Below are 26,449 nucleotides of genomic sequence, written 5' to 3'. Positions count from 1 at the left end.
CCATGACGAACATTATTGACCAACTAAATGCCGAACAAATGCAAGGCAAAAATATTCCTGATTTCAGTCCAGGTGATACCGTCTTAGTACAAGTAAAAGTAAAAGAAGGTACACGCGAGCGTTTACAGGCCTTCGAAGGTATCGTTATTGCCAAACGCAACCGCGGTTTAAACTCTGCGTTCACTGTTCGAAAAATTTCTCACAGTGTTGGTGTTGAGCGCGTATTCCAAACTTACAGTCCTGTTGTAGACAGCATTACTGTTAAGCGTCGTGGTGATGTTCGTCGTGCCAAGCTCTATTATCTGCGTGATTTAGCTGGCCGTGCAGCACGTATCAAAGAAAAATTGACTGGCAAAAAAGAAAGTTAATTGCTGACCAAAATGCTCATCGTCACCGCATTCAATACACCAGTAGGCTGGCTTGAAGTCGAGTACGATGAGCATTATATCCACCGTGCGAATTTTACTGAATCGCCCACTTCCAGCCAGCTGGTTAATCAACTGACCAACACCATTTCGATAGAAATCGATCATTATTTCCAAAATCCTCACCATCGTTTTCAATTGGCACTAAAACCACAAGGTACTCTCTATCAGCAGCGAGTTTGGAATGCTTTACTGGTTATTCCCGTAGGCCGCACCTTTACCTATGGTGAATTGGCAAAGACATTGCAATCAAGTCCCCGCGCTATTGGCCAGGCTTGTAAAAGTAATCCTTTAGCCTTGTTTATTCCTTGCCATCGTGTAGTTGGCAAAACCAGCTGCGGCGGCTATATGGGGCAAACTACCGCTCAGCATTACAAAACCGATCTACTACGCCATGAAGGAATCGTTTACTAACTTGGCATAGTTCAAGCATGCTTCATTCACAGCGTTCTGCGTAATATCCGCTAATATTAGAATAGATCAACGGAGTGTTAGTCTATGAAAACAATCAATCTAGCTTCGCTTCTGTTTATACTACCATTGAGCACAGCCTTTGCTAACTGTGATTTGACACGCTTTCGTTGGGATTGTGATATCCCCATACAAGTTAAATCTTCGCGCGCCGCTCATTCACTGGTTTATTGTGGTAACAGTTACGGCTATCTTACCCCCGCCCAATACGAACAACTAGTTCGCTACCATCGCGCCAGCGTGAATATGGTATTGAAAATAAATGGTGAATATGTCGATAGCCCTTGTGTCCCTGATGAACGCTTCTGATAGATTCACAAGACTTACGAAAACTCCAATCTCTTCGTTAAAATTTGCTTTTAATGAGCGAGTTTAGCCTACCTAAATGAGCGAATTAAAAGCAAATTTTGTCTCGACCTCGAAGTCTTTTGTAAGCCCTGATTCATTGCTTCGAATTCTCAAGCTAAAGACTATAATCCAAGTAATCAATTGACTATCTACCCTCACCAATTTATAACTACACCTCCTTGTTTTTTATTACTTGCTTCTATGCCGCACAATCAACTTGAAATTGATGGGATTGTTATAAACATCATAAGAAAACCAATAAAAAACATGCATCTTCGCATCTATCCCCCTCATGGAGAAGTTAGGGTCAGCGTACCTTTAAGATTTTCTATGGCTCTGATTCACCGCCAGTTGGAGGCCAAAAGCGCCTGGATTCATGCCCAGCGAGCCCGTTTAACTCAAAATCCCCCCCAACCCTGCCCTCGTTTTGAAACAGGCGAACCTCATTATTTCTTAGGTAAATCATTGGAATTCGTTATTCACGAGAATAGTAAACAGGCAAAAATCGTTATGGATGACAGCTTCATCCACTGTTTTACCAAAGCTGACTCGACGGCAACCACTAGACAAGTCCTGTTGCAAAGCTGGTACAGAGAGCAAATGAAAGCAGTTTTACCCCAACTCCTACAAAAATGGGAACCAATCATCGGGGTAAAAGTGAACAGCTGGGGAATCAAATTAATGAAAACCCGCTGGGGCTCCTGTAACGTCCGTGCCCAACGAATATGGCTGAATCTTAATCTGATCAAAAAACCCCTGGCTTGCCTGGAATATGTTTTAGTTCATGAAATGGTTCATATATTGGAAGCCAGCCACAATAAGCGTTTCCATGCGTTGATGACCCGATTTATGCCACAGTGGCGCGACTATAAAAAACAGCTGGAAAACCGCTGATGCGTTCATCCTGAGAATCATGGAACCCCTGAATTAATTTTGGCGGTTATACCTATCCAAGAATTTGCCATGACCCGCTTTAAGGCAACACACCATCGACGTTTATTTTCAAGTGGCTTGAAAAAAAAGAGAGGCCTCTCCCCTGAGATTTAGTTAATCCCCATTTGTTAGGTAACCTGTTATATTTTCATGGAAAGACATTCTACTAATCTCTGGACATAGGGCTCAAAAAACATGGTTTCATGATTCCCGGATATTGCATACTGCCTAATTTCACCTTCAACATAAGGACGCCAACCATTATTAAAATCATCAATGAGTTTAAATGAAGGCCATAATTCACTTGCCTTAAATAAGGTCACATCCGCCCTCAAGGAAGAGAGTTTATAATTGAGTAATAACGTCTTTCGATATTGTTCCAATTCATATAAAGACTCTTTCGTCTTGTTATTGATAGTGGCTTGATTAGCTTCTGTCCGGCTTAGGAATGTGGATGAATCCTCCTGCATTAAGTCATGAGGATAATGAGCCCATCCATCGAACAACCCTAGAAATCGAATGGATTTTTTTTCATGGACGAGTTGTTTTGCCATTTCAAACGCAACTGTAGCGCCGAATGAGGCTCCTCCGAGGCAGTATTGATCACCTGAATACACTTTTTTTATTTCCTGCAAATAAAAGCTGGCCATATCCTCCAAAGCGTTAAAGCGAAGAAGCATTCCATCCAGATTAGGATCCTGAATGCCATAAACAGTGTATTTACCATGCAAATAAGAAGCTAATTGCTTATACCAAAATACTGAGCCACCCACCGGGTGCACTAAAAACAAAGGTGACTCATCTTTACCGGTTGCCAGTTTAATTAAAGGATTTGCTTTGATAGAAAAATGCTTCTCTGAACGTTTACTCGCTAAAAACTCTTCAATTTTGGTCGCTAGGCTTGAAATAGTTGGATACTCAAACACTAATTGCAGGGGAAAATTTAAATTGTAATGCGTTTTTAAAGTGGATATGAGTTGCAAAGCCGTTAATGAATCGCCCCCCATGGCAAAAAAATCCTCCTGGGTAGAATGAACCTTCCTATGAAAAATTTGCTCCCAAATTCCTTTGATTTCCTTTTCGTGGGGAGTTAATGCATCAATTGTATCTTGTTCATTAAATCGTAAAAGCTGAAATCCTTGTCGTTCTAATGAAGTAAAATCTATTTTTTCATTCTCTTTTAAAGGAATTGATTTTATGACACAAAATTCGCGCGGTATCATATAGCCAGGCAGATAGCCAGCCAAATACTCCCTTAATTCGTTGCTGGTTTTTGGCTTTTTATCCGTCACCAAATAGGCTCGCAAATAGGCTTCTTTTGATTTTCCTCGCATCACGACAACCACTGCTTGATGAATGCCAGGAAATTTAACCAAAATGGATTCAATAGCCGGTAATTCGATACGGTACCCCTGAATTTTGACTTGGTGATCGTTTCTTCCAAAAAATTGCAAACTTCCACCTGGCAACCAACACACCATATCGCCCGTACGATAAAGCACTTCATCAGGCTTTGTGAAATCCACATGGATAAATTTCTCTTGTGTCAGGTCAGGCCGATTCAGATAACCTTTGGTCACTTGAGCTCCGCCAATATACAGCTCTCCTTTTACACCAAAAGGACAGAGATTTTTGTATTGATCGAGAACATAACCAGTCGAATTAAAAGCCGGTTGGCCAATCGGGACAGAGGTTCCTTTATCCAATTCATCCTTATTCACAAAATAAGAAGTTACTGACACCGTAGTTTCCGTAGGACCATACTCATTGATGACCTGATGGTGAGGGCATAGCGATAACCATCGTTTCACATCAGTACTTAAAACGACATCAGCCCCAAGTAACAAATAACGCAAATGAACCAAATCAATCACTTCTTCTGGATAATTCAGCAACATTTCAAGATAACCAGGGGTTAACTCCGCATGGGTGACCTGGTGCTTTTTAAGATGGGTCAGATAAAGTTGTGGGTTTGTTTTTTGAACATCAGTGGCTATAGCAATGGCCCCCCCCACTAATAAAGGCGCGAGGGTACAAGGTACAGAGAGATCAAAGGCAATGGATGAGGAGAAATCAATAGTACATTTTTCATCAAAATGGGTTGTCTCCGTGAACCACTTGCAATAATTAATAATGTTTCTATGGGTGACAACAACTCCCTTTGGCCTTCCTGTTGTACCCGAAGTAAACATAATATAAGCAATCTTGTTGGTTATGGTTAAACCGTTTGGTACCTGTTCGCAGGCTTTTTGCGGGGTCGATAAAATGGCCTCGATGGTTAACAGCTCAACCTTTTTTTCTTTTTGCTTGAAAAAATCGTTAAATTGTTCCACTGATTTTTGCTGGATAAAAAGGCAAGAAAGATTAGCATCTTCAACAATTTGTTCTATTTTCAGTAAAGGATATTTGGTATCCAGAGGGACATAGGCACAATTTGCCTTTAAAATACCTAGTATCACAGCAAGCATCTCTATACTTCGCTGAAGGTACAATCCGATAAAATGTTGTGGAGGAATTTGTTGCTGCCGTATTCGATTAGCAACCCGCTCAGCGAGTTCATTCAACTCCAAATAAGTTACTGACAAATGATTGAAATAAACAGCTACCTTATCAGGATTGCTTGCCACTTGGGTTTCAAAAAGCATTGCCAGTGATTTTTCAGGCAGATATCTCGTCTTTCCTTTTCCCCATACCTGCAATAAGTTGTAACGTTCGGCTTGTGTCAAAAAACAAAACTTTCTTGCACTTACAAAAGGGTAATTAATTAACTGGATAAGGATATTAACGAGATGCTGGGTACAATGCGACATGAGTTCTTTCAGTAAAGAATCATCTCTGTTCAACTCCATACGATGCAGAATCTCAATTTTACCTCTATCCGGATCCAAATTAAAATAAAGCACAGTTTCCGTTTGGCAGGGATAATCCTTATTAGCCCCTGAAAGATTAATAACAATCCCTGATTCCATTTGACTTCCTTTCAACTCAGGGTGTCTTGCAGCAATATCACTCAGAAATACAGAACGCTTATCGAGTTCGACCAATGATTTGGTTACCGACTCAAGTGCCTCTTGAAATGAAAAATCATTTTCTTTATGGAAAAGCAACGGTAAAAACCCTGAAAATAAAGGGCCGAATTGCTCTTGAAGATGATTATACTCAGGCTGAACAATCGAAACTGATAGCTGCTCCTGGTTATTTAAGCGATACAAATAGACTAATATGGCTGTTAATAGCAGTTCTACCTTGTTATCAAATTGCTTGCTGGGGAAAATGTCATTTAAGCAAATGGATGTTTCCAAACGTTCAAATTCCATCGATTGTTTGAGCCGCTGTAGATTAAAAGTATTATGCTCAGATATCGCTTTTATTTTACTAATCCAATATCGCTCGTTAGCTAATGCAGAACTGTGGTATTTCCTTTGCGCCTCTATATCTTTTACCCGGTAGTAAGGTAAGACTTGCCCAACTTGCAGGCCATGACTATTTACCCAATCTTTAATTGAAATTGGCTCACCCGCCAAGGAGAGTAATTCAACAAATTTAATGGGTTGACCTACTGTACTAACGACGAGGCCGTTTTCATCAATATCCAGGATTGTACCTAATTTATTCTCAGCGGTGTTGGGAGCACATCCCAACTCAACCTGGGAAACAATAGCATAGTCCCTGTCTGCCAATAATTTTAAGGTGCCAACATGATTACTATATTTTTGAATGGATAAAGCTCGGGTTATGCGCTCAATCGTTTTGGCGGAAAAAAGCCGCCAATCAATAAATCCAAAACAAGGTAAATGATGATTTGCAGCAAAATAACTGCGCTTATCAAGCACTTGTTTTCTGGGTGCAAGCAAACCTGCTTCGATAAGTTTAATCATCTGTGTAAATGATGAAATCGCATTTTCATAACAACGCAAATTTAATGTAAGCACCGTATCATTAGGATAGATTGGCAAGGATTGTTGATAAACAATCTCCCCCTCATCAATCTTGTCATTCATAATATGCCAGGTGACGCCATGCTCTTTTTCATTGTGAACAAGTGCCCAGGAGGTAGAATTCAGACCTGCAAATTTAGGTAAAAGTGAATCATGATAGTTAATGGCATAACATCGGGCCAAATTTCGAATTGATTTTGATAAAATGCGACTATTCACAATACTGAACAAGTAATCAACCTGGAAAGGCTCGATATTTGCAAGCTTATCAATACTGGCAATCCAAGAAATTCCATGTTCTTCAGCCCACTCTTGAACACTGTTTAGTGGCGAAATAACTAAGTGTATGCGATGATTGCGAGATAAAAGTTGATCACCACACTGAATAACTAAACTATCCTCTCCAATAAGGCAGGTGGTTATCTCCATATTAGGATCCTCAATGGTATATAATTCAAAAGAAATAAAATAAATTGATTAACCAGGAAAACTCCGAGTACTTATTACTTACCAAAATGGCATAAGGATAACATACTAGCGTGAAAATCGATCACACCGACTTTATTATTCATAATCAACTTGCGCAATTTCTCGTGACGCATAGTCAGGAAGCCATTATTCTTTTAGACAATGAATCGAGGATTGTGATTTATAATCCCATAGCTGAAAAATTATTTGATTGCCCAGCAGCTGAAGCGCTTGGTAAATCGTTTAATGAATTCTGTCTTCAATCGACCAAAAATTGTTTTTCCAAGCAGGACTGGCAGCGTTTTTTTGGCGCGAATTTAATTCACACCATTCCCGCCAATGCAGGAGAGGAAATCAGCCTGGCATGGCTTATTGAGCGCATCAAAATTAATGATACCAATTTCCTGATTTTGCAAACAACAAACTACGAGATTAAAAAACAGCATAACGAAATATTTCGCTTGGAAACCCTTATTGAGAATATGCCCTGCAATGTTTACTGGATGGATAAAGATTGCTTGATGCTAGGCTGCAACCAAAATGTATTATCTATGCTAAACATGACCCGTGAGCAGTTCAAAGGAAAATCCTATGAGGAGCTTTCAGAGCTATGCAATTGGCCTAAAGGTCTTGCTGAAAAATTAAAAAATGATGATCTACACGTTATGACTACGGGTCAGCCAATTTTTGGTATTGAAGATCCTCCTATTCCTCATATTAACAATAGCGTGTTAAACCTTTTAACAAGTCGCGTCCCACTGCGAGATAATACAGGTAAAGTAGTGGGGGTTGCAGGAATTTCGGTCGATATCACGGCTTTAAAAGAAGCACGTCAATTAGCCGAAACAGCTAACCAGGCAAAGACAGAATTTATAGCAAACATGAGTCATGATATCCGTACACCCTTAAGTGGTATTATCGGGATGTCCAAGTTCCTGGAAGACGGTGCCGGGAATTCTCAAGAAAAACAGTATGCACGGTGGGTTAATGAAAGCGGTGAGCAATTATTAAAATTACTGAATGGTGTTTTAGATGTCGTTTCTGCTGAACAAGTAAGTGAAGAAGATATCCATGAGGAAACGTTTGATCTTCGCCAAAGTATTGAAGGTATTGTTCGGCTGGAACAACCTATGATATACCAGAAAAACTTAAATTTAGAGGTGAAAATTGATCAACAAATCCCTCAGTTTCTTGTCTCCGATCGGTTTAAATTACACCGGATTCTACTTAACCTAGTAGGTAACGCAATAAAATTTACAGAAAATGGGAGCGTTCTAATAGACATTTCCCAAGGTTCAAAGAGTAATGAACGCGTAGAGCTTGATTTTAAAATCACGGATACAGGCACTGGTATTCCTAAAGAATTACAATCCAAGGTTTTTGAACGATTTTATCGCATCTCCCCTTCTTATAAAGGAGAATACCATGGTCATGGCGTGGGATTACACTTTGTTGAAAAGTACGTTTCCCTTCTAGGCGGCAAAATTGAATTAGAAAGCGAGGAAGGAAAGGGAACTACCTTTTATTTCACCTTATCGATGGCTATCGGAAAAAAAGAAGATGCCGTTATTTCTGAGCCTATTCAACCGACCAATATCCCTTCTTCAAAAGAACCTATCAACATTCAATCCTCAAATTCTATTTTAGAACTGCCAGCTGATAGCGACTCGCCATACCTCTTATTGGTAGAAGACAATTTAATTGCTTTGAAAATTGTAGAAACCATTACGCAACAAACGGGTTGTCGCTTTGTTTCAGCAACGGATGGTGAAAAAGCCTTTGAACTAGCTACTTCTCAACATTTTGATTTAATTCTTACGGATATTGGCTTACCTGGCATGTCAGGTAACGAGTTAGCTCGAGCCATCCGCAAGTGGGAAACTGACAATAATCTACCGTCTATTCCTATTGTCGGCTTAACCGCACATGGCCTCACAGCTGCAAAGCCAGAATCCTTACAGGCAGGCATGAATATGGTCATAAGTAAACCAATTCAACTGGCAACATTACAAACGGTAATCACTCAATTTATTAAATCATGCAATATACAAAAAACTAAAACGTTAGGCGTCGATTTGCCTGAAACAGAAAACGAGCTCTTTCTTCTAGATCATTATCCACTATTTGATCTGGAAACAGGTATAACCAATCTCGGTAATGAAGATGTACTTCGAGAGTTGCTTTCATTGATGTTAAATCAGGAACTTCCTGGAGATTCACTAAAAATTCAAAGCGCCTATAATGAGCAAAACTGGGATAAGGTTGAAGACTTGGCCCATAAGCTTAAAAGCGGCGCAGTTTATTGTGGAACCACTCGACTTAAATATGCGTGTCAGTATTTAGAGCGTTATCATAAAGCTGGCCACAGTGACAAGCTAGAACAATTATATCATCAATTAATTCAGGTGATTAACGATTCTCAGAGGGCAATCAAAGAATGGTTAGCGCAAGAAAACCATGTTAGTTTGTGAACACTATGGTGTGTTTTACATGGGGTTAGTGCTGTAATAATTACTCAGTCGTCTGTCAAATAAGTCAAGTCAATAATATTTCAGATTTTGCTGACAACATAATCTAAGGGAAATAGATATGCACTGGACTAATAGTTCAACGAAAAAGCGTTGGATACTATTCCTTGTCATTGTGGGAGTGATCATTTTAAGTCTGGTTATACAAGGGATTAATAAACCAAGCCCTTCATCACGAGTGCGAGTTGAGACCAAAATTAAATTGCCCGCTCCACTTTATGACAGTACAACCTCCCTTGAAAAAGCACTAAAACAGCGCCGGTCGATAAGACAATATAAAGAGGATGCCATTACTTTGCAGCAAGTATCACAATTACTCTGGGCGGCACAGGGCATCACTTCGCCAGAGGGATTTCGTACAGCACCTTCAGCAGGTGCATTGTACCCCTTGGAAATTTACCTGGTTAGTGGCAACGTTCGTGATTTACCGACGGGTGTATATCATTATTTACCAGCAGAAAATGCGCTACAACTCATGGTCAAAGGCGATAAGCGAACCGCGTTAACAGCAGCAGCCCTGCAGCAAAATTCAATAAAATTTGCACCAGTTAATCTAGTAATGACTGCTATGTATGCCAGAACTACAAAGAAATATGGCAATCGCGGCAAACAATATGTACATATGGAAATTGGACATGCGGCACAAAACGTGTGCTTACAAGCCACTTCTCTAGGGCTTGGAACCGTTAGCATTGGGGCTTTGGATGAGCCAGCTTTTAGAGCAATCCTCGCACTTCCTAAAGAAGAAACCCCTCTTTATATAATGCCAGTAGGTAAAATATGAGTTATTGAGTGGCGATAAAAGATGGATTCTTCTATACACTCAATACAAAATTGTGATTGTTGGAACATGGGTCCAGTTATTACGCTCGGTGTTGTTATCTTCCTGGGCTCAATCTTACTACCAGACTGCAAGCATGGGGATAGCTCAGAGGAAATAAAAGTTTTCTTGCGAACAAGCCATTGAAAAATAGACGCGAAATCGTCTAGTATGAGCTCAGTTTCATTGTAGTCAGCTGGTAGTTGATTGCCGCCTTCTATCAGCACTTATAAAGTGCATTTAAAAACCCCAAAAATGCTCAACAATCTTATTTTACTCTGCGGTGATTCCCTGATGTTTTCAGGAGTCACTACAGAGCGTTAATCCTTGCTCTCTTAGCTTGAATTAATCGAATGTGATTCCGGAGAATTCATGAATAAACTAAAAATTATAAGCGCTTTCACAATAACGACCTTCGCATTAACTTTTTTATTAACCATTTCAAACTCAATTTTAGCGAATGCGCTTTCACAAGCCGCCCCTGCCGTCGTAGTGGTAGGCCTGATTCTCTTGTCCAGACAGAAAATGGCGGGATTTATGGAGTTAGGTCTTTTTAAGCTGGGTAAAGTGCAATGGTACTTCCTCGCTATTTGTTTACCCGCTGCCGCGATTATAACCAGTTATCTACTAGCAACCCTTCTAGGGTATTTCTCATTGGACTTAAAACTACCCGCGTATACTGTCATTTATCGCACCTTTTTATTTATGTTCATGTGGCCGCTGCTTTGGGCAATGACTGAAGAGATAGGGTGGAGAGGATTTTTACAACCAAAGCTCATCAACTTATTTGGCTTACGACAAGGCATATTTCTTACGGGAATCACCTGGGCTGTTTGGCATTTTATCTTCATCTTTGCCGGCACCTATTACGAGGAAGGTAATTTATTGATAAACACCTTACTGTTTACCGCCACAATAGTACTAATGTCCTTTGCAATAGGCTGGATCCGCTTGAAAAGCCAAAGCCTATGGCCATGCGTCCTATTCCACTCGGCCTCTAATGCCACGTGGCAAATCTGTTCCTATCAATTCAATGTAAAAAACCCTTATTACATTTATATGGCGGGGGAAGCCGGGATTTTAAATATGGTTTTCTGGGGAGTCGTTTTGATAGTAGTTTGGAAGGGGCTAATGAGTGGCAATCATAAGAATTCTGATAGAGCGTATTACGAGAACCTCATTATGAAAGTACCTAATCCCTAATCAAACAAACCAGGGAGACGAGGCTTAAATCCGGGCGGAAAATTCAAGCCTTCCTCGAAAGTAATTCTCCAGATTGCCACAGATTATTTATTTGATTTCTTTCAATTAAATACTAAGATTTAGATAATCAGATCTAAGTAGAAGGATCTTTAAAAATGATCTTGAAAATTATTTTCACTCTCCTAATCGTTCTTGTCCTCGCCATTACCTTCCGTAAAATTACTTGGCCTACGAACCCCTACCCGGAGCAAACCTATACCGAATCAATTCCCCACTTTAAGGAAGTTGATGTTGGTTTTACTCACCAATATGATAAGAATCACTCCCTTCCATTTATGGGAGCAGCTATTTTCGATCTACTTGGCAAGGGAGAACAATATTTGTTTGTAGGTGGCGGCTATAATCAGCCCGATAAATTGTTTGTTTATCGAAATAACCAGTTTATAGATGTATCGAACGAAGCTGGATTAACCAAACCAGCCAATGACACCACCTACGCTGTCGTAGCCGTAGATGCAACGGGGAATCAATTACCCGACCTCTTTGTAGCCAGAGACAGCGGTATTTATTTTTATGAAAATAATCAAGGCGTCTTTACTGTTAAGAAGCTTGATATCCCGATTGATGAACGATTCGCTCCTATCTCTATTGCGCATGCAGACTTACAGAAAAAAGGAACGGTTGACCTTTACATTGCAATGTACCTGAAACCGGCTTATGTAGAAGGTCAAACTATCTTTAATAAGAAAAACTACGGCGCTAAAAGCCTGCTTTTAAAAAACAATGGCGACAATACTTTTACCGATATAACTGATGCAGCCGGACTTGATTATATCCATAATACTTTTCAGGGCGTATTTGTAGATTTAGATGGGGATAATGAACTTGACCTCGTGGTTGCGCACGACACCGGCCAAGTCAGGACTTATAAAAATATGGGTAATTTAACATTTAAGAATATGCCCAACCCCACTTCGGCTGTCTATTCCTATCCCATGGGTATTGCGGTGGGCGATTATGAGAACAATGGGCTTCCCGATTTATTCTTTAGTAACATAGGTCCGTTTTATTGGTGGAATATCGGCTCAACACCTCCCAATTTCATTGTACGCGGCGATTTGGACAAAAATCAGTACTTATTAAGGGACAATATTTTTCTGGCGAATCGCGGCAATTTTCAATTTGAAGACGTGGCCAAACAAACTAAAACGGCCGATTATGAATTTGGCTGGGGCGTTCTCTTTCAGGATTTTGCCAACGACGGCAAACAGGATTTGGTAATTGCCCAAAATTATGTCCAGTTTCCTCTACACTGGATTTTCCGCTTACCCGGACGCGTTTTAAAGGAATTACCCAATAACACCTATGCATCGATTGAAAAACAGGCAAACGCTGAAGATCCTTACTATGCCATTTCACCATTAAGCACTGATTTCAGTGGAAACGGCTATGCTGATCTGGTTTATACCAATTTAGCTGGTCCCTTAAAAGCATTTATTAACCAGGGGGGAGATAATAATTATCTCAAGGTTATTATGCCTAATGCACCGGAAGCACTTGGGGCAGTTTTAAAATTAAAACTAACAAACGGCAAAACATTAACACGGTTTTTTGTGCCTACCCAAGGCTTATGCGCTTATCAGGGAAACCAAATTTTCTTTGGTTTGGGTAAAGAACAACAGGTTGAGTCGTTAACGGTACATTACATGAATGGCAAGGAAAAAATTATTTCAGCACCTGCAATAAACAGCACGATTAAGTTTGAGATGGCTGAGTCTCCCATGTAATAGTTTTCACATCCTTTTGTCTGATATAGGTAATGGATTCTGAATCATCTGGTTCAGAATCCATTCGGTTTCGTTATCTGAGTCTAAACGCAAAGTAGGTTGAAAGTGCGAAAAAAATGGTATAGGTCACATTCATTGCAATAGGCATGATGTACTTTCCAACCGCAGGTATAATCAAATAAATTAAAAAGACCGATACCAATAAGAAGATGGGATTAAAAACCCACATCCAGCTCGGATAAGCGGTGTTGCCATTAAATACCAGGTAAATAAAGCCGGCTGAACCCAGTAATGTGGTAAAACGAATAATTTGCAGTAACGATTCATCATAGAGTTGATAGGATTGAATAAGGGCAGCTAAATCGGAGGGGCCGATTTTAGATTGAATGATAGAGCCAATCATTGCCCGTGAACCTATCCAGATTATGCCCATTATAAAGCCATAGCCAATAACCATCGTCGTAATTAAAGGCAAACTACCGCCCGCAGGCTCCAACATTTTATAAAGATGCCAAAATCCAACCAAATACAACGGCGCCGCTAATACAGCAATAAAATGGCCGACCGTTAAGCGATTGCGAGAAATATCCAGCATAAAATGATAAGGAATTTTTGAATCATAGCCCTGATTGGTAAAGTGAAGTAAGAATTCTCCAGTACCAACCAAAACAGCCGCAACCAAACCAATCAACCCGGTTAGAACAATTTTGTCATCCATGTCATTATCTCTCAGTTAGGATACGCTATCATTAAATATAGAGAGTGTGGGAGGTGATAATATTATCACCCCTTTCAGGCATGATAATAGACTAATCTGCCTTCCTTGCTAATAAATTTCAGGTTTTTGTGTCTTAAATAAGGGAATGGATATGACAGAAAAATACACCATGAAAGCAACCCTCGTTGACAAAGCCTCTTCCGATTGGGTTAAGGAGCTTTTTGAGCGCTCTCAAACTGAGGCAAAAATGATTCCCAATTTATTCAGGGCGATGGCCAATGCCCCTGAAATTTTACAAACCTATTTGGATGCTTATAATAATTTCGCCAGGCATTCGGGTTTTTCAGCCGCTGAACAACAAATTATTTTTTTGGTCATCAGTTATGAAAATGGCTGTGATTATTGTGTCGCTGCCCACTCCACTGCTGCCGAATTTCAAGCAAAAGTTCCCCAGGACACAGTCGATGCTATACGAAATGATAACCCTGTGCCTGATCAAAAAATGCAAACACTGATTGAGTTTACGCGCGAAATGTTATGGTCACGCGGAAACCCTTCGCCAAAAAGCGTGGAAGAATTTATTCATGCCGGGTATCAGGAAAAACAAATTCTTGACCTTGTACTGGCTATCGCTGCAAAAACCTTATCCAATTACACCAATCATCTCTTCCAAACGCCTATTGACCCCGTATTTAAAGCCCGCGAATTTAAAGTTATAAAATTCGCTTCCCGAGTTTTGAATTATTTTAAACGATGAATGCCTCAAAAACTTGCTAGAGGTGCACCTCGATTGCGGCCAGTGCCTCAGCCTTTGTTGAAAATATAGACTATGATTAAAAAATACCTTTCTTTTTATAGGACAACATCATGAAAAAGTCTTCAAAACAACCTTCAAAAAATAGAAATAAAGAAACTGTAAAAAAAGAGGATTTAAAGAATATTTCCGGAGGCAGACAGGGGTTTCCAGACCTTAAAATTGATCCAGATGATATTATACGTTTCTTCGATGAGCATAAAAAGAATAGGAAGGAATGAAAGAGAGGTGATTGGAGTTAACGATTTATAGCAGTGAAAAGAGCAAGTTCCGGAGGGCTGGGACAACCTGTAGCAAATCCAAATCAATTTGAACCAGTATGCAGAACATTGATTAACTGAGTACATGCATTTGCTTGACAACCTCAAGTGAACTGGTCTGAGTGTTCATTCGAAAAATTAGGGTCAAATCAATAATAATTTTTATTTTCACCTAAAATCCATTTTATGGGGGACTTGACCCTGTGGAATTAGCAGGAGAATCTTGGCGCCTCTTCTTGAACGGGTTCAGGTTGAACAGGTGTGGGGTTTAAAATTCCCTGATTTAAGCCGCCAGCCAGCAACAACGTTCCGACAGACATCAAGACCCATCCAAACATTTGGATAGTTCCATTGAGATTGAACGTTGAATTTTCACCTTCTTTTTTATCTTGAAGCCCTTCTTCCCCGCTCAATTTTTGTAAAGAGCCGTTAAGGAATTGGGAAAGACCATTCACTACATCATCCGCTTGAATGCTTTCAACCTTTGATTTAATGGTACGCTTTAACCCCCTGGTGATCTCATCACCTACATTGGTAAGCGTGTCATCAAATTGCACAGCCATTTTTTTGGCAGCTTGTGCTAAGGGCTCAGAGAAATTACCCATTAACCTGGCCATTAAATCATTACTGCTTGTTACAGCAGGGACCGTGGGAAGAGCGTCAGCAGTAGGTTCTGATTTTTTCGCAAGCCTTGCAGGAGAAGGACTGTCTTCACTCAAGATACTTAAAATACCAGTTTTTGCGCGATTGAAAGTGCTTCTAATTACGATATCACCAATAAAACTTTCAACGGAACTTTTTAGGCCGCTTGAAGTTTCGTCGAGCGTAACTTTAGCACCGCCTAATAAACTGTTTAAACCTTCTTTTGCAGTTTTCAACAGACCCATTATCAACTCCTATTTAGTAAAAATCCTTTACATAATAACCAGGAATGATTACGTAATGAATGCAACTGATTTGTAAACTTTGTAAAAAAAAAGAAAAGATGGATAGCTGTTAGTTTTCAAAAAGGGGGGTTATTTTTGGGCTATCAGCCACCAAAGCCTTGATGGCACATAGCGTAATCCGTGTATTCGTGCTCCAAAACCAAACTGCTATGGTTTAAGCCGCATTTGTCGATAATCAATCACCAAGCACCCCATTTTGAAATAAATAGGTCTGATCATAAGGGGATTGAAATAAGACCACGCCGCCTCTTGCTATCTGCAAATAGACTGGATTGAACTCGTAGCAGTATATTCTATATAGTCGTAGGTGTGGTCATTTCACCTTGAATAATTGCCGAATTTTGGCAAAACTCTATTCAGATAATAATTAAATGCAATTAACAAAAAACAACTTGATACAAATGATTACAATCAGTGGGGAATCCTAAAGACAATATTAACTGATCAATGGATTTTTAATGGCACAAATTCCAGCATTTATTATTCGAAATTTAACTAAAACCTATTTAATGGGTGAGGTAGTTATCCATGCATTGCGATGCGTTAGCCTTGACTTATATCAAGGAGAGCTAGTCGTATTTTTAGGGCCCTCTGGCAGTGGTAAGTCTACGCTCTTAAACATTATAGGTGGCTTGGATGTTCCTTCGTCTGGCGAAGTAATTTACAAAGATCATACTATCACTTCATCGAGCCAACATGATTTAACCCGATATCGACGCGAGCATATAGGATTTGTTTTTCAATTTTATAATCTGATTTCCAACCTTACTGCTTTAGAGAATGTTTCTATTGTTACCGAAATTGCAGATAATCCAATGCCTCCTCAAGATGCAATTAAATTGCTTGGTTTGGAAAATCGCATGAACCATTTCCCTTCGCAATTATCTGGAGGGGAACAACAGCGCGTTGCAATAGCTCGAGCTATAGCCAAGAATCCAGATGTTCTTCTATGTGATGAGCCTACAGGAGCACTTGATTGTGAAACCGGTAAAATTGTTTTAGGAACCCTTGCATTAGCTAATAAGAAGTTGAATACCACAGTCGTCATTATTACCCATAATATCGTGATCAGTGAGATGGCTGATCGAGTAATTTATATAGCCGATGGTTCAATCAGTAAAATATTAAAAAATAAATCCAAGCGCAAGCCAGAAGAATTAGAATGGTAACGGTATTAAACAAAAAATTATGGCGTGATGTTATCAAACTAAAAAGTCAAATTATTACTATCGCCCTGGTGGTTTGCAGTGGGGTTAGTGTCTTACTCGCATCAGTTAATACCTATGTATCTTTGAAAAATGCGCAACAGGATTTTTATTCAAATTATCATTTTGCGGATGTATTTGCCTCATTGGAAAGAGCACCGAACTATTTGGAAAAGCGTATAACAGAAATTTCGGGGGTCTCCCAAGTGGAAACCCGGATTGTCGAAGATGTCGTACTTGACTTGCCTTGGATGCCCGAGCCTGCTGTGGGTCGTTTTATATCAATATCTGATAAAACCTCTGCTCTTAATCAATTATTTTTGCACCAGGGAAGGCTGCCCGCCGAGAATCGCCACGATGAGATATTAGTCAATGAAAGTTTTGCGAAGAGTCATCATTTAAAACCTGGTGATAGTATTATTGCATTATTAAATGAGTATAGAGAAAAGCTAAAAATTGTTGGTATTGTTTTATCACCCGAGTATGTATATGCCATCCGCGGGGAAGATTTGCTTCCAGACAATCGGCATTTCGGTGTTTTCTGGATGAATCGAAAGGCGTTAAGTGCCGCATTTGGAATGCAGGATGCTTTTAATGACATTAGTATTAAACTGGCACCAAATGCCTCAGAACAATTTGTAATAACTCAATTAGAAAGAATTTTTCATTCTTATGGTTTAACTATTAGCTATACACGCAAAGATCAAATATCCGATCGCTTTATAACGAATGAAATAAAACAGCAAAAAATTATTGCAACTTATATCCCCCCTGTTTTTTTAATAGTGGCAGCATTTTTATTAAATTTAGTTACAGGACGTTTAATAAGTAAGGAGCGCGAGCAAATAGCAACGTTAAAGGCTTTAGGTTACCGTGATTTAGCTATTGCCTATCATTATATTAAAATAATCCTGATTATTATTTTTATTGGAGCACTTGGAGGGGTGTCATTAGGAGCATGGTTTGGTAACTTGATGACCCAGCTATATACCGAATATTTTAGATTCCCTAAATTCCCCTATATTTTTTCCTATCTTGCAGCCATCATTGGCGTCTTAATTTGTTTTTTAGCTGCTATTTTGGGGGCATTGCGAGCAATTCATCAGGTAATAAATCTTATGCCTGCTGTCGCGATGAAACCGCCAACCCCTATGATGTATCGAGCAACCATGATTGAAAAAATTAACCTTTTTTCCCGACTTCCCAGTAGTGTAAAAATGGTGTACCGGTACATTTTCCGCCATTTTTTACGCACAATATTGACATGCGTAGGTATTGCATTGGCAATGGCTATCGTAATACTGGGATTATTTTGGCAAGATGCTATACGTTATCTCATAAATACTCAATTTATAATGGCGCAACGTGAACATGCTGCCGTTAGCTTTATTAATCCCGTTAATAAAATAGCTTTAATGGAATTGAATAAAATTGTGGGGGTCACCAATAGCGAAGGTTATCGTGTTGTACCTGCTCGACTAACCTACCAACATCGCAGTGACTTGTCCTCGGTGTTTGGTATCCCTGAAAATAACAAACTGAAACTATTATTAGACAAAAATCTTAATCCAATGAATATTCCCAAACATGCCTTGTTAATCAGCGAAGGGTTAGCAGAACGACTGCATTTGGCTATTGGTGATAAGCTTGGGATTGAACTACTCGAAGGGAACAAAGCAAAAACTCAATTGGAAGTCCAAGGAATTATAAATGACTATGTAGGAATGTTTGCTTATATGAAAATTGAAGCACTCAATCATTTATTAAATGAGGATCGGTTAATCAACTCAGCAGCCATTACTGTAGACACAAAATATGTCAAAAATTTATATAAAAAGGTAAAAGAAATACCCAAGATAGGTACTATTACTTTTAAAACATCGATCATTAAGACATTTGAAGAAACCTTTGCGAAACATATCCTTGTATTTACAACTATTCTTGCAGGTTTTGCCATTATTATTGCGGTTAGCGTAGTTTATAATAATGCGAGTATTACCTTAGCAGAAAGAGCACGAGAGTTAACTACATTACAAGTTTTAGGATTTACTCAGGGGGAAGTATCAACGTTACTTATTTTAAATCACCTGTTTGAAATTGTACTTGCTATCCCTTTAGGATTAATCACTGGGTACCTGTTGTCCTGGTCTATACTGCAACTAATGCAAACCGATTGGTTTAAGATTCCATTTGTTATAGAGCTTAAAACCTATATTATCGCAATTATGGTTATATTTTTTGCCAGTTTAATTAGTTTTTATATTATTCAGCGTAAAGCAAGCCATCTGAATTTGACCTCTGTCTTAAAGGTAACAGACTAATGAAGATAATGAACCTGAATTTAAAAAAACTAATCGGATATTCACTTGCAATCATTGTCCTTTTTGGTGTTATCCTCTGGATCTTTTCTCATAAAGGTATCCCGGTTGAAACAGCCAAAGTAAAGTACGATCACTTTATTCAGTATATTGAAGATGATGCAAAAACACGCGCTATAAAAATATACACTATTGTTTCTCCAGTTTCAGGTGAACTAATACGCATTAATTGGCTTGAAGGCGATAAAGTAAAAAAAGATGAAGTAATTGCTACTATAAAGCCAAAAATCCCAGTTTTGCTTGATATTCGAGCCAGACAAGAGTTAGAGGAGGAGTTAGGTACCGCTGAAGCGTTATATGAACAGGCAAAAGCAGAGTCGATTCGTGCTGAAGCAGCACTTAAGACTGCCGAATCGGATTTAAAAAGAAAGGAACCACTGGCTAAAAAGGGCTTCGTTTCGGAAACAGAATTAGAACATACTCAATTGGAATATCAATTAAGACAGAAAGAATATAATGCCGTATTACGTAAGTTACATGCAACAGAACATTACATTTTAAAAGTTAAAGCATCCCTTTCGGGCACAGATATCAAGACAAAGAATCACCAGGATAAGATCGAGATTCATTCTCCTGTAACCGGGTCAATTTTGAGAGTCATCGAAAAAAGCGCAACCACAATTGAGCCTGGTACAAAAATTATGGACATTGCTGATGTTGTAGGTCTTGAAATCGTAGCCGATATATTAAGCGAGGATGCAGCACAAATTCCTCCCCATGCAAAAGTAGTGATAAGACGGTGGGGAGGGGCTTATCCTTTGGAAGGTCGTGTACGAGTTGTTGAACCAAGTGGTTATACGAAGATATCAGCGCTTGGAATAGAAGAGCAGCGGGTCAATGTCATTATTGATATAACAACACCCTACGAATTATGGAAGAATCTTGGAGATGGTTATAGGGTAGATGTAGAAATTGTCCTTTTTGAGTCGGCTCATTCTCTTGTGGTGCCTATGAGTGCTTTATTTAGAGACGAAGAAAACTGGGCAGTTTATGTTGTGAAAGGACACAGAGCTTATAAGAAGAGAATAATTATTAAACACCCTAATCCGGATCAGGCAGTAATAGAGAGTGGTTTAGAGTCAGGCGATGAAGTAATCCTGTATCCAAGCTCTTTGATCCATGAAGGAGTCTTAATCAAGCAATAATACTCCTAACAGACATGAGGCGTAATTGGTATTAAATTTGGCTGCATTGCAAAATGCAAAAGCTACAAAACTCATATTGAATGATCAATTTAAAGCTCAGAATACCTGGATTAGGGCTTGAATTTTTACTATCGCAAGCTTCAAGCCCTGCCCCGCATTTAGTATGCGTAGTCCTAAAAATGGCTTTTAGGCGTATCTTGAGAAACATTCTCCTGCTCTTCTTTAAAATCCCGCAAAGAATCTTTCAGAGTTTGTTGATTTACCTTACTAAGTTCGGGATCGGTTTCCGATACCATCCCGACTTCAACCAGTTCTTCTCTATTAACAGGTTTGTTATCGGTACTTTTGGCAATCGGATCAGCTAATACAGCCTTATGTGACTCGCAGTTTACCAATACTTCGTTGCCTTCACGGCAGCGTTCAAAAGGACCAGAACGCAATTCTTCCGCTTGTTGTAATAATCCTCTAACTTTGCTCAGGTTTTTCTTATTTTTTTCTGCAAATTCGGGATTTTGTTTTTCAGCTTCGGCTATTTGATGTAAAAAATCCCCTACCCCTTTCCGGCTGTCCGGATCAGCTGAGACGATTTTTTTCTCAAAAGGAGGCCATTTTATGCGGATAGTCCACTTCGTTGTAAAATCACTAAATAATCCCTGTTCTTTTCCTGCCTCAAGGATATCGATTAAGGTCTTGGACTGTCCCTTAAGTTCACTTAAATGTTCTTTTCTATGAATTTGAGGGCCTTTTCCATGGATTGCTTCGGCATCTCTAGCAAGATCTGATTTGTTTCTAATCAGGGCTATTCCTTCTTGATATTGGCTTCTGATTTCTCTTAGATGATTTAAAAAACCAACTTTTGAATGGACAAGGCTATGAGTGATGGAATCGTTAAAACCATAGTCTTCCCGTTTTAAAAGCAAATCATAGTCCCCCTTTTTTATATGTGGGCTAAGACGAGCGTCGGGGGTTTTGACCATCGTACCACTTCCATCGGGGGAAGTAGGGACAACTAATAGAGCGCCCATTCCCCTCGGCGTGAAGGCCCTCATAGATTCTTGAGCGATATCTTTACCTAAGCCTTTATCGACTAGTTTTGTGCCAGTAGCATGGGTACTATCCCTGGCAAATGCACCGCCATCTTCTAAAGCTTTGACTATTTTAGGAGCGACACCCGTTGGTAAACGGACACGGGTTGCGCCGGAGTCAAAGGCTTGAGTCCCGTTTAACGCCTCAATGCCCCACATAATCGCGCAGTTATCATTTTCTTCAGGGGTCGTCGAAGTTAAGTTTAAATCATCAAAATTGCCTTTAAAAATTTCTTCAGAGCGATTAATGAGTTTTGTAAACTGCTCATCAGTCATCTGCTGATTAAATCTAAGCTTGGCAATCCAGGCTGCAGCTACACTTTCATCATTAAAAAGGCTATCCGGCGAACGTTCTCCTATCGCTTCTTTATAGATACTCATGAATTTTTCTTTGTCTTCAGCAAATTCCGGCTTGGTAAAGAAATCCTGGACAGTCACTTTCCCTGCCAATACGCGCTGAAAATTTGTATTCGACCCGGCAAACTCTTTAACTTTTGTATTTGGAGGCATAACAGTACCATGTTAATTTTATCGTTTTTTTCAGTATAGATGGAGATAAGGGATTTTAGAAAAACAAAATTTCAAATTTATATTGCTATTTGATTCAATCCTTCATATCCCCTGAGAGGCGAAAACTTCCTCCCCCTGATGTCTTTATAAGGGCTGGTGTAATGAAATAGACGCCTCTTGGCACTAATATTATCCCCCCTGTGAGAAGGGAAGTCCATTTCATCACCATGATCAGTTACAATTCGATACCCCACCATTGATTTGAAAGAAACTGAAATGATTGAACCACCCTGGATTCTCTATCCAGAATTTGGCCCCCTTGATTTTTTTTGGCGAGAGGCTGGTCAGCCCTGGATGGACTATGTTTGGCGCCCTTTTTGGCATGCACTGACTGAAGAGCAAAAAACTGCTTATTTAAAACGATATCCGGAACCAAAAGAATGGTCAGATTTCTCTATTGATTTGAATCCTGAGTTTGCAAAACTGTTGGATGAACTGGATGAGAGTTAGCTTTGAATGACGATGATTGAACTATGGGTCAAGGCTTGAATTTTTGGGCAACGATAAAAATTAATTTCAGCCTCTTTATTGCCTGGAAAATACTATTTTTGCGCATAGAATCATGTTTTAATACAGTCAACAGTGGATTAAAATTTCTTTAATTGCTCACTTTGTGAAAATTGAAAAAAGTCATTAGTGAGTCCACCTTACGATTAGTTGTCAATAATAAGAGAAAAGTAATGCCCTTAAACCTTGAAACCCTGGAAAAGGCAGATAAAGATGGCCTTTGTTGGATAACCATTGTAGATAGCGATCTAGAAAAAGATGAACCATCTATTCAGCATCAAATAAGACAGTTCAAAAAATTAAAAATCAATTACGCAGTGACTTCCCCGCAAAATACTACTAAATTTGCAGAGTGGATGACAAAGCTACTATCTGGTAATCCGGTCTGGGAAGATCTGGATTTAAGTGGAATTGACCTTCCGGTTAAATCGTTACTGCCGTTAATCAAATCAGCCCACTCTATCAGGACATTAAACCTATCAAACAATAACGAATTGATAAATATCGTTTCAGAGGGAAAACCTACACTGAGACGAGCACCTATGCCTTTACATCGCCGAAGAACACAGGCAAAAACCAATCTGCCCCATGATATCCTGCTCGCCATTGCTTCAAAGGCAGATCTTGAAGCCCTAATTATTCGAGCTATCCCATTATTTAAAAAAAAAGATGATAAAGTATTTGAAGCCATTTTAAGCATTCTTAGAAATGGAACCATTCTTTTAATTGATGCAAGAAATACTCACTTGCTCCTGGAACATTTTACATTAGGACAACTTTATCGTTTGGTAGAGGATGAGCAAGCCGCTGCCCGAGGTTGTCAATTTCTAATTAGTCCAGAGGAACTTCCTGTTGAAATTCAACAAAAATTGATTGGTAAAATACCACTGAATGCCAAGGTAATTGATCTGTTTAGCATAAGGGATGAAATTATAAGATTATATTTGGAGGCATTATTTGATAGTACGCTGGAGAAAATCCGCTCCGATGCTAAAGCTAAAAAGAGTAGCGTTTCAACCCAATCAGCGCCTACTGCTTATCTGAGAAATTTTGATGTTAATTCGGCACTAACCGATGAACAAATAAAGCGATTATCAGAAGTCTTGGCGATTGAGGATTGCAAGTTGCAAACACTTTCTTTACCGCCATGCAATTTGGCTTTATTGGAAGTCTCTTTACAAAATAATAAGAGTATCACTTGCCTGGATTTATCTCAGTTAGAAGCTACAGAAATGTTTTTCACGACTTTAGCCCGTATTCTTGAGAAAAACGTTGGTATAAGGCGATTACGATTAAATTCTGACGTTATCAATCATCCTGACTTTGAAATTCTTCTGGATGCTATCGCAGCGAATAATCAATCCAGGCTGGTTAGGGCTGAAAAAAGGGTTTCCTATATCGAACTTGTAGATACGGAACATACATTAGCCCATGATTTAAAACGTTTTGAAAAAATTGTCGATAAGCTAAATAGCTTTAAACAACCCCTTACTCATATCAATGTTGTGGTTGATACTCAGCAAGTCGATTACAATTTGAGATGTCGTTTGGCCAGCCAAAAATTACTATGTTGGCCAGAAGATGGAATGTTTAGCTATGCGTATGAGCTCGATGAATTATCTTTGAGGAGTCTTCCTGTAATCCAAGTACTCTCTGAAGATCAAAGAGGCGAGAAATTAATTCTGACACCATGCTATGAAACTCATGCGAAGGTTATCCAAGGTATAAAAAAATATGTAGCTGAGAATACCACTGTCAATGAAGAGGAGGTAATTCAGGAATTGGCTGCTGAGCTTGGGAATCAAGTAACTCAGGAGGCGTTGCCTGACGAGCTTGGGAATGAGAGTGAACCCCCTGTGCAGGAAATTGCTCCTTTAGCACTTGCAGAAGAAAAATTTAAAGACGTTTTATTTAGAATTAACACGAGACTCATTGATATGTCCACTGGCAAGGAAACCAGAGATCGAGCTATCAAACTGCATGACGCTTTGTTGTCAGCAGGTCATGATTTTTTTATTGCCAAGATAATAGACGGGGAGCAATTTAAACAGAAGTGCCATAGGGCTTGTGAAGGGGAAAAACCTTTATTAACAGAGAATTCCGGCTGGTCAGAAATATTTTCCAACATCACCTCTGTTACTCGACTCTGTAATACTATCAGCCGGTTAGTAGGCAACTTCGGCTTCTTCTCACGTGAGATAACGGCAGAGGAGCAAGAACTCAATACTGTGGCTAAGGAACTGCAGGGATTGACTTTGAATTAAAATTTTTTGAAAAATCTTGGTTTTTGAGGCTGGGCTTGAATTGGATACGGAATATAAAATTCAAGACAACCTCACCCAGGACATGAATAGCATTGATATAAATGGAGATTAACGATAAATAAAGTTCAAATTTCTATTCCTGATCAAATAGCGTCCCGAATGGAACAATGCCAAAACGACGGCGCAGCAAGGTGATTGCGCATCTTATTGAAAAAGCAGTTGAACGGCAGCAACAGATGTAGGCTTGAGTCCTTCCTATTTTTCATCTATTTTCAAATGAATACTCTCTCAAAAGATTTGCATTTTATCTTATCTCCAGGGAAATAATATGGGTGATTTGCCATCTAAAAATAATAAAGTCCTTATTCCAGGGATGATTGGTAATCTTCTTGAATGGTATGATTTTTCTTTGTATGGTTATTTTGCCTCAGTGATATCTACTCTGTTTTTTCCAACAGATAATCAAACAACAGCCTTTATTAAAACATTCGGAGTTTTTGCAGTTGGATTTTTAATGCGTCCTATAGGGGCTATTATTTTTGGCCATTTTGGGGATCGGTATGGACGAAAAAAAACCTTGGCAACCTCGGTTATTTTAATGGCCGTATCAACAGTCATTATGGGACTGTTGCCCACTCATGCCCAAATTGGCATTTGGGCTGGCATTCTTTTATGCGCTTGCCGCCTGTTACAAGGATTAGCGGTAGGTGGAGAGTTTTCTGGTTCTATTGTTTATATTCTGGAACACGCCCCTTTAAAGCAACGTGGAATGTATGGCAGCTTGCTCATGTTTAGCGCCTTTGCAGGATTACTTTTAGGATCGACCGTTGCAGCATTGACGGGTATTTTGTCCGAACAAACAGCCTACGCAGAAATAGCATGGCGATTTCCGTTTTTGTTTAGCGTTGTATTAGGTGCTGTTGGTTTATACCTTCGTTTACGAATGCCTGAAACACCTGATTTTATAAAGCTTCAAGAAGCGGGCAATACAGCCAAGCACCCTCTGCTAGACTCTTTTCGCGAACATCCATTAAATCTCTTAAAAGCTACCTTACTTGTGTTCTTGCCTGCGATGGGTTTCTATTTATGTTTTGTATATTTGTCCACTTACCTCACAATTTATATGAAGCTTTCCCTTCATACCGCATTAATTATTAATTCAATTAGTATGGTTATTATATTATTTGTTATACCTTGGGTCGGACATTTATCAGATAAATTCGGAAGAAGACCTATTTTGGCAATTGGTGCTATTTCCATTTGCCTGTTCTCTTACCCCTTATTTTTACTCATGATGCGCGGGACCTTTTATTCTGCCCTGCTGACTCAAATGGCGTTTGCGATATTAATTTCACTGTGTTACGGAGCTGTTCCTGCCGCCTTGGTTGAAATGTTTTCAACAAAAATACGCTATACCGCCATGTCCTTGCCCTATAATTTATCGAATGCTATTTTTGGCGGCACCGCACCCCTGGTTGCAACCTATCTCATCAAAATAACAGGGACAATAATAGCACCTAGTTTTTATCTGATGTTTTCAGGCCTGGTCATGTTGCTGGTTGTTTTTTGCATGAAAGAAACATTTAAAGATACTTTATAGGTCTAATGATACGGAAAGTAGATAAATAACCCGTG

General features: G+C 39.3%; 20 protein-coding genes. 16 read left to right on the top strand and 4 right to left on the bottom strand.

The features are described 5' to 3' along the window. Nucleotides 1-2: 2 nt before the first annotated feature. The 4 genes from rplS (at nt 3) to Lfee_RS03485 (ending at nt 2,138) form a co-directional block, all read left to right on the top strand. A complete protein-coding gene (gene rplS, locus Lfee_RS03500) occupies nt 3-368 on the top strand; it encodes a 50S ribosomal protein L19 (RefSeq protein ID WP_058443913.1) in 366 nt (121 codons plus the stop codon). A gap of 12 nt (nt 369-380) precedes the next feature. Continuing rightward, nucleotides 381-839 carry a methylated-DNA--[protein]-cysteine S-methyltransferase gene (locus Lfee_RS03495; RefSeq protein ID WP_058443943.1) on the top strand — a complete coding sequence of 153 codons (459 nt, stop codon included), beginning with the start codon at nt 381-383 and terminating at the stop codon, nt 837-839. Nucleotides 840-923: 84 nt separating this feature from the next. Then, nucleotides 924-1,205 (top strand): hypothetical protein, encoded by a 282-nt coding sequence (locus Lfee_RS03490; protein ID WP_058443911.1) that lies wholly within the window; start codon nt 924-926, stop codon nt 1,203-1,205. A 240-nt stretch (nt 1,206-1,445) separates the two neighbouring features. Beyond that, nucleotides 1,446-2,138, top strand: a complete 693-nt coding sequence (locus Lfee_RS03485) for a M48 family metallopeptidase (RefSeq protein WP_058443909.1) — start codon at nt 1,446-1,448, stop codon at nt 2,136-2,138. A gap of 179 nt (nt 2,139-2,317) precedes the next feature. Here the strand turns inward: Lfee_RS03485 and Lfee_RS03480 are convergent, their stop codons facing one another. Then, on the bottom strand, nt 2,318-6,544 hold the full coding sequence (locus Lfee_RS03480; RefSeq protein ID WP_058443907.1) for an amino acid adenylation domain-containing protein: 4,227 nt from the start codon (nt 6,542-6,544) through the stop codon (nt 2,318-2,320). A gap of 110 nt (nt 6,545-6,654) precedes the next feature. On the opposite strand from Lfee_RS03480, the gene Lfee_RS03475 reads away from it, so the two are divergent. The 4 genes from Lfee_RS03475 (at nt 6,655) to Lfee_RS03460 (ending at nt 12,921) form a co-directional block, all read left to right on the top strand. Continuing rightward, complete coding sequence (locus Lfee_RS03475; RefSeq protein WP_058443905.1) at nt 6,655-9,054, top strand: PAS domain-containing hybrid sensor histidine kinase/response regulator; 2,400 nt, start codon at nt 6,655-6,657, stop codon at nt 9,052-9,054. Between the two features lie 118 nt (nt 9,055-9,172). After that, complete coding sequence (locus tag Lfee_RS03470) at nt 9,173-9,895, top strand: SagB/ThcOx family dehydrogenase (protein ID WP_058443903.1); 723 nt, start codon at nt 9,173-9,175, stop codon at nt 9,893-9,895. Between the two features lie 408 nt (nt 9,896-10,303). Beyond that, nucleotides 10,304-11,134, top strand: coding sequence for a CPBP family intramembrane glutamic endopeptidase (locus Lfee_RS03465; protein WP_058443902.1), 831 nt, complete (start codon nt 10,304-10,306; stop codon nt 11,132-11,134). A gap of 155 nt (nt 11,135-11,289) precedes the next feature. Next, complete coding sequence (locus tag Lfee_RS03460) at nt 11,290-12,921, top strand: CRTAC1 family protein (protein WP_058443901.1); 1,632 nt, start codon at nt 11,290-11,292, stop codon at nt 12,919-12,921. A gap of 73 nt (nt 12,922-12,994) precedes the next feature. Here Lfee_RS03460 and Lfee_RS03455 read toward each other — a convergent pair whose 3' ends face one another. Further along, nucleotides 12,995-13,639, bottom strand: coding sequence for a DUF6796 family protein (locus Lfee_RS03455; protein ID WP_058443900.1), 645 nt, complete (start codon nt 13,637-13,639; stop codon nt 12,995-12,997). Nucleotides 13,640-13,790: 151 nt separating this feature from the next. On the opposite strand from Lfee_RS03455, the gene Lfee_RS03450 reads away from it, so the two are divergent. Both Lfee_RS03450 and Lfee_RS16900 read left to right on the top strand, forming a co-directional pair. Continuing rightward, complete coding sequence (locus tag Lfee_RS03450; protein WP_058443899.1) at nt 13,791-14,396, top strand: carboxymuconolactone decarboxylase family protein; 606 nt, start codon at nt 13,791-13,793, stop codon at nt 14,394-14,396. A 110-nt stretch (nt 14,397-14,506) separates the two neighbouring features. Continuing rightward, nucleotides 14,507-14,674, top strand: coding sequence for a hypothetical protein (locus tag Lfee_RS16900; protein WP_156413357.1), 168 nt, complete (start codon nt 14,507-14,509; stop codon nt 14,672-14,674). Between the two features lie 248 nt (nt 14,675-14,922). Here the strand turns inward: Lfee_RS16900 and Lfee_RS03445 are convergent, their stop codons facing one another. After that, nucleotides 14,923-15,591 carry a hypothetical protein gene (locus Lfee_RS03445; protein WP_131753173.1) on the bottom strand — a complete coding sequence of 223 codons (669 nt, stop codon included), beginning with the start codon at nt 15,589-15,591 and terminating at the stop codon, nt 14,923-14,925. A 527-nt stretch (nt 15,592-16,118) separates the two neighbouring features. Between Lfee_RS03445 and Lfee_RS03440 the strand changes: the two genes are divergently transcribed. From Lfee_RS03440 to Lfee_RS03430, 3 genes are read left to right on the top strand one after another with little or no spacing between them, the layout of a single operon-like run. Next, nucleotides 16,119-16,829, top strand: coding sequence for an ABC transporter ATP-binding protein (locus Lfee_RS03440; RefSeq protein WP_058443897.1), 711 nt, complete (start codon nt 16,119-16,121; stop codon nt 16,827-16,829). Continuing rightward, the gene (locus Lfee_RS03435) at nt 16,823-19,186 is read left to right on the top strand and encodes an ABC transporter permease (protein WP_058443896.1); all 2,364 of its coding nucleotides are present in this window, start codon (nt 16,823-16,825) and stop codon (nt 19,184-19,186) included. The genes Lfee_RS03440 and Lfee_RS03435 overlap by 7 nt, the downstream gene beginning before the upstream one ends. Further along, a complete protein-coding gene (locus Lfee_RS03430; RefSeq protein WP_058443895.1) occupies nt 19,186-20,388 on the top strand; it encodes an efflux RND transporter periplasmic adaptor subunit in 1,203 nt (400 codons plus the stop codon). Before Lfee_RS03435 ends, Lfee_RS03430 begins: the two co-directional genes overlap by 1 nt. Nucleotides 20,389-20,561: 173 nt before the next feature. Here Lfee_RS03430 and Lfee_RS03425 read toward each other — a convergent pair whose 3' ends face one another. Further along, the gene (locus tag Lfee_RS03425; RefSeq protein WP_058443894.1) at nt 20,562-21,983 is read right to left on the bottom strand and encodes a hypothetical protein; all 1,422 of its coding nucleotides are present in this window, start codon (nt 21,981-21,983) and stop codon (nt 20,562-20,564) included. Nucleotides 21,984-22,259: 276 nt separating this feature from the next. Here Lfee_RS03425 and Lfee_RS03420 point away from each other — a divergent pair, with 276 nt between their 5' ends. The 3 genes from Lfee_RS03420 (at nt 22,260) to Lfee_RS03410 (ending at nt 26,414) form a co-directional block, all read left to right on the top strand. Next, nucleotides 22,260-22,493 (top strand): hypothetical protein, encoded by a 234-nt coding sequence (locus tag Lfee_RS03420; protein WP_058443893.1) that lies wholly within the window; start codon nt 22,260-22,262, stop codon nt 22,491-22,493. A gap of 230 nt (nt 22,494-22,723) precedes the next feature. Further along, nucleotides 22,724-24,814, top strand: coding sequence for a hypothetical protein (locus Lfee_RS03415; protein ID WP_058443892.1), 2,091 nt, complete (start codon nt 22,724-22,726; stop codon nt 24,812-24,814). A 328-nt stretch (nt 24,815-25,142) separates the two neighbouring features. After that, on the top strand, nt 25,143-26,414 hold the full coding sequence (locus Lfee_RS03410; RefSeq protein ID WP_058443891.1) for an MFS transporter: 1,272 nt from the start codon (nt 25,143-25,145) through the stop codon (nt 26,412-26,414). Nucleotides 26,415-26,449 lie beyond the last annotated feature (35 nt).

Origin of the sequence: Legionella feeleii (assembly GCF_001467625.1) — a bacterium.
Classification (GTDB): domain Bacteria; phylum Pseudomonadota; class Gammaproteobacteria; order Legionellales; family Legionellaceae; genus Tatlockia; species Tatlockia feeleii.
The sequence above is the reverse complement of the archived record's forward strand: the minus strand, read 5'-3'. Positions and strand labels throughout refer to the sequence as shown.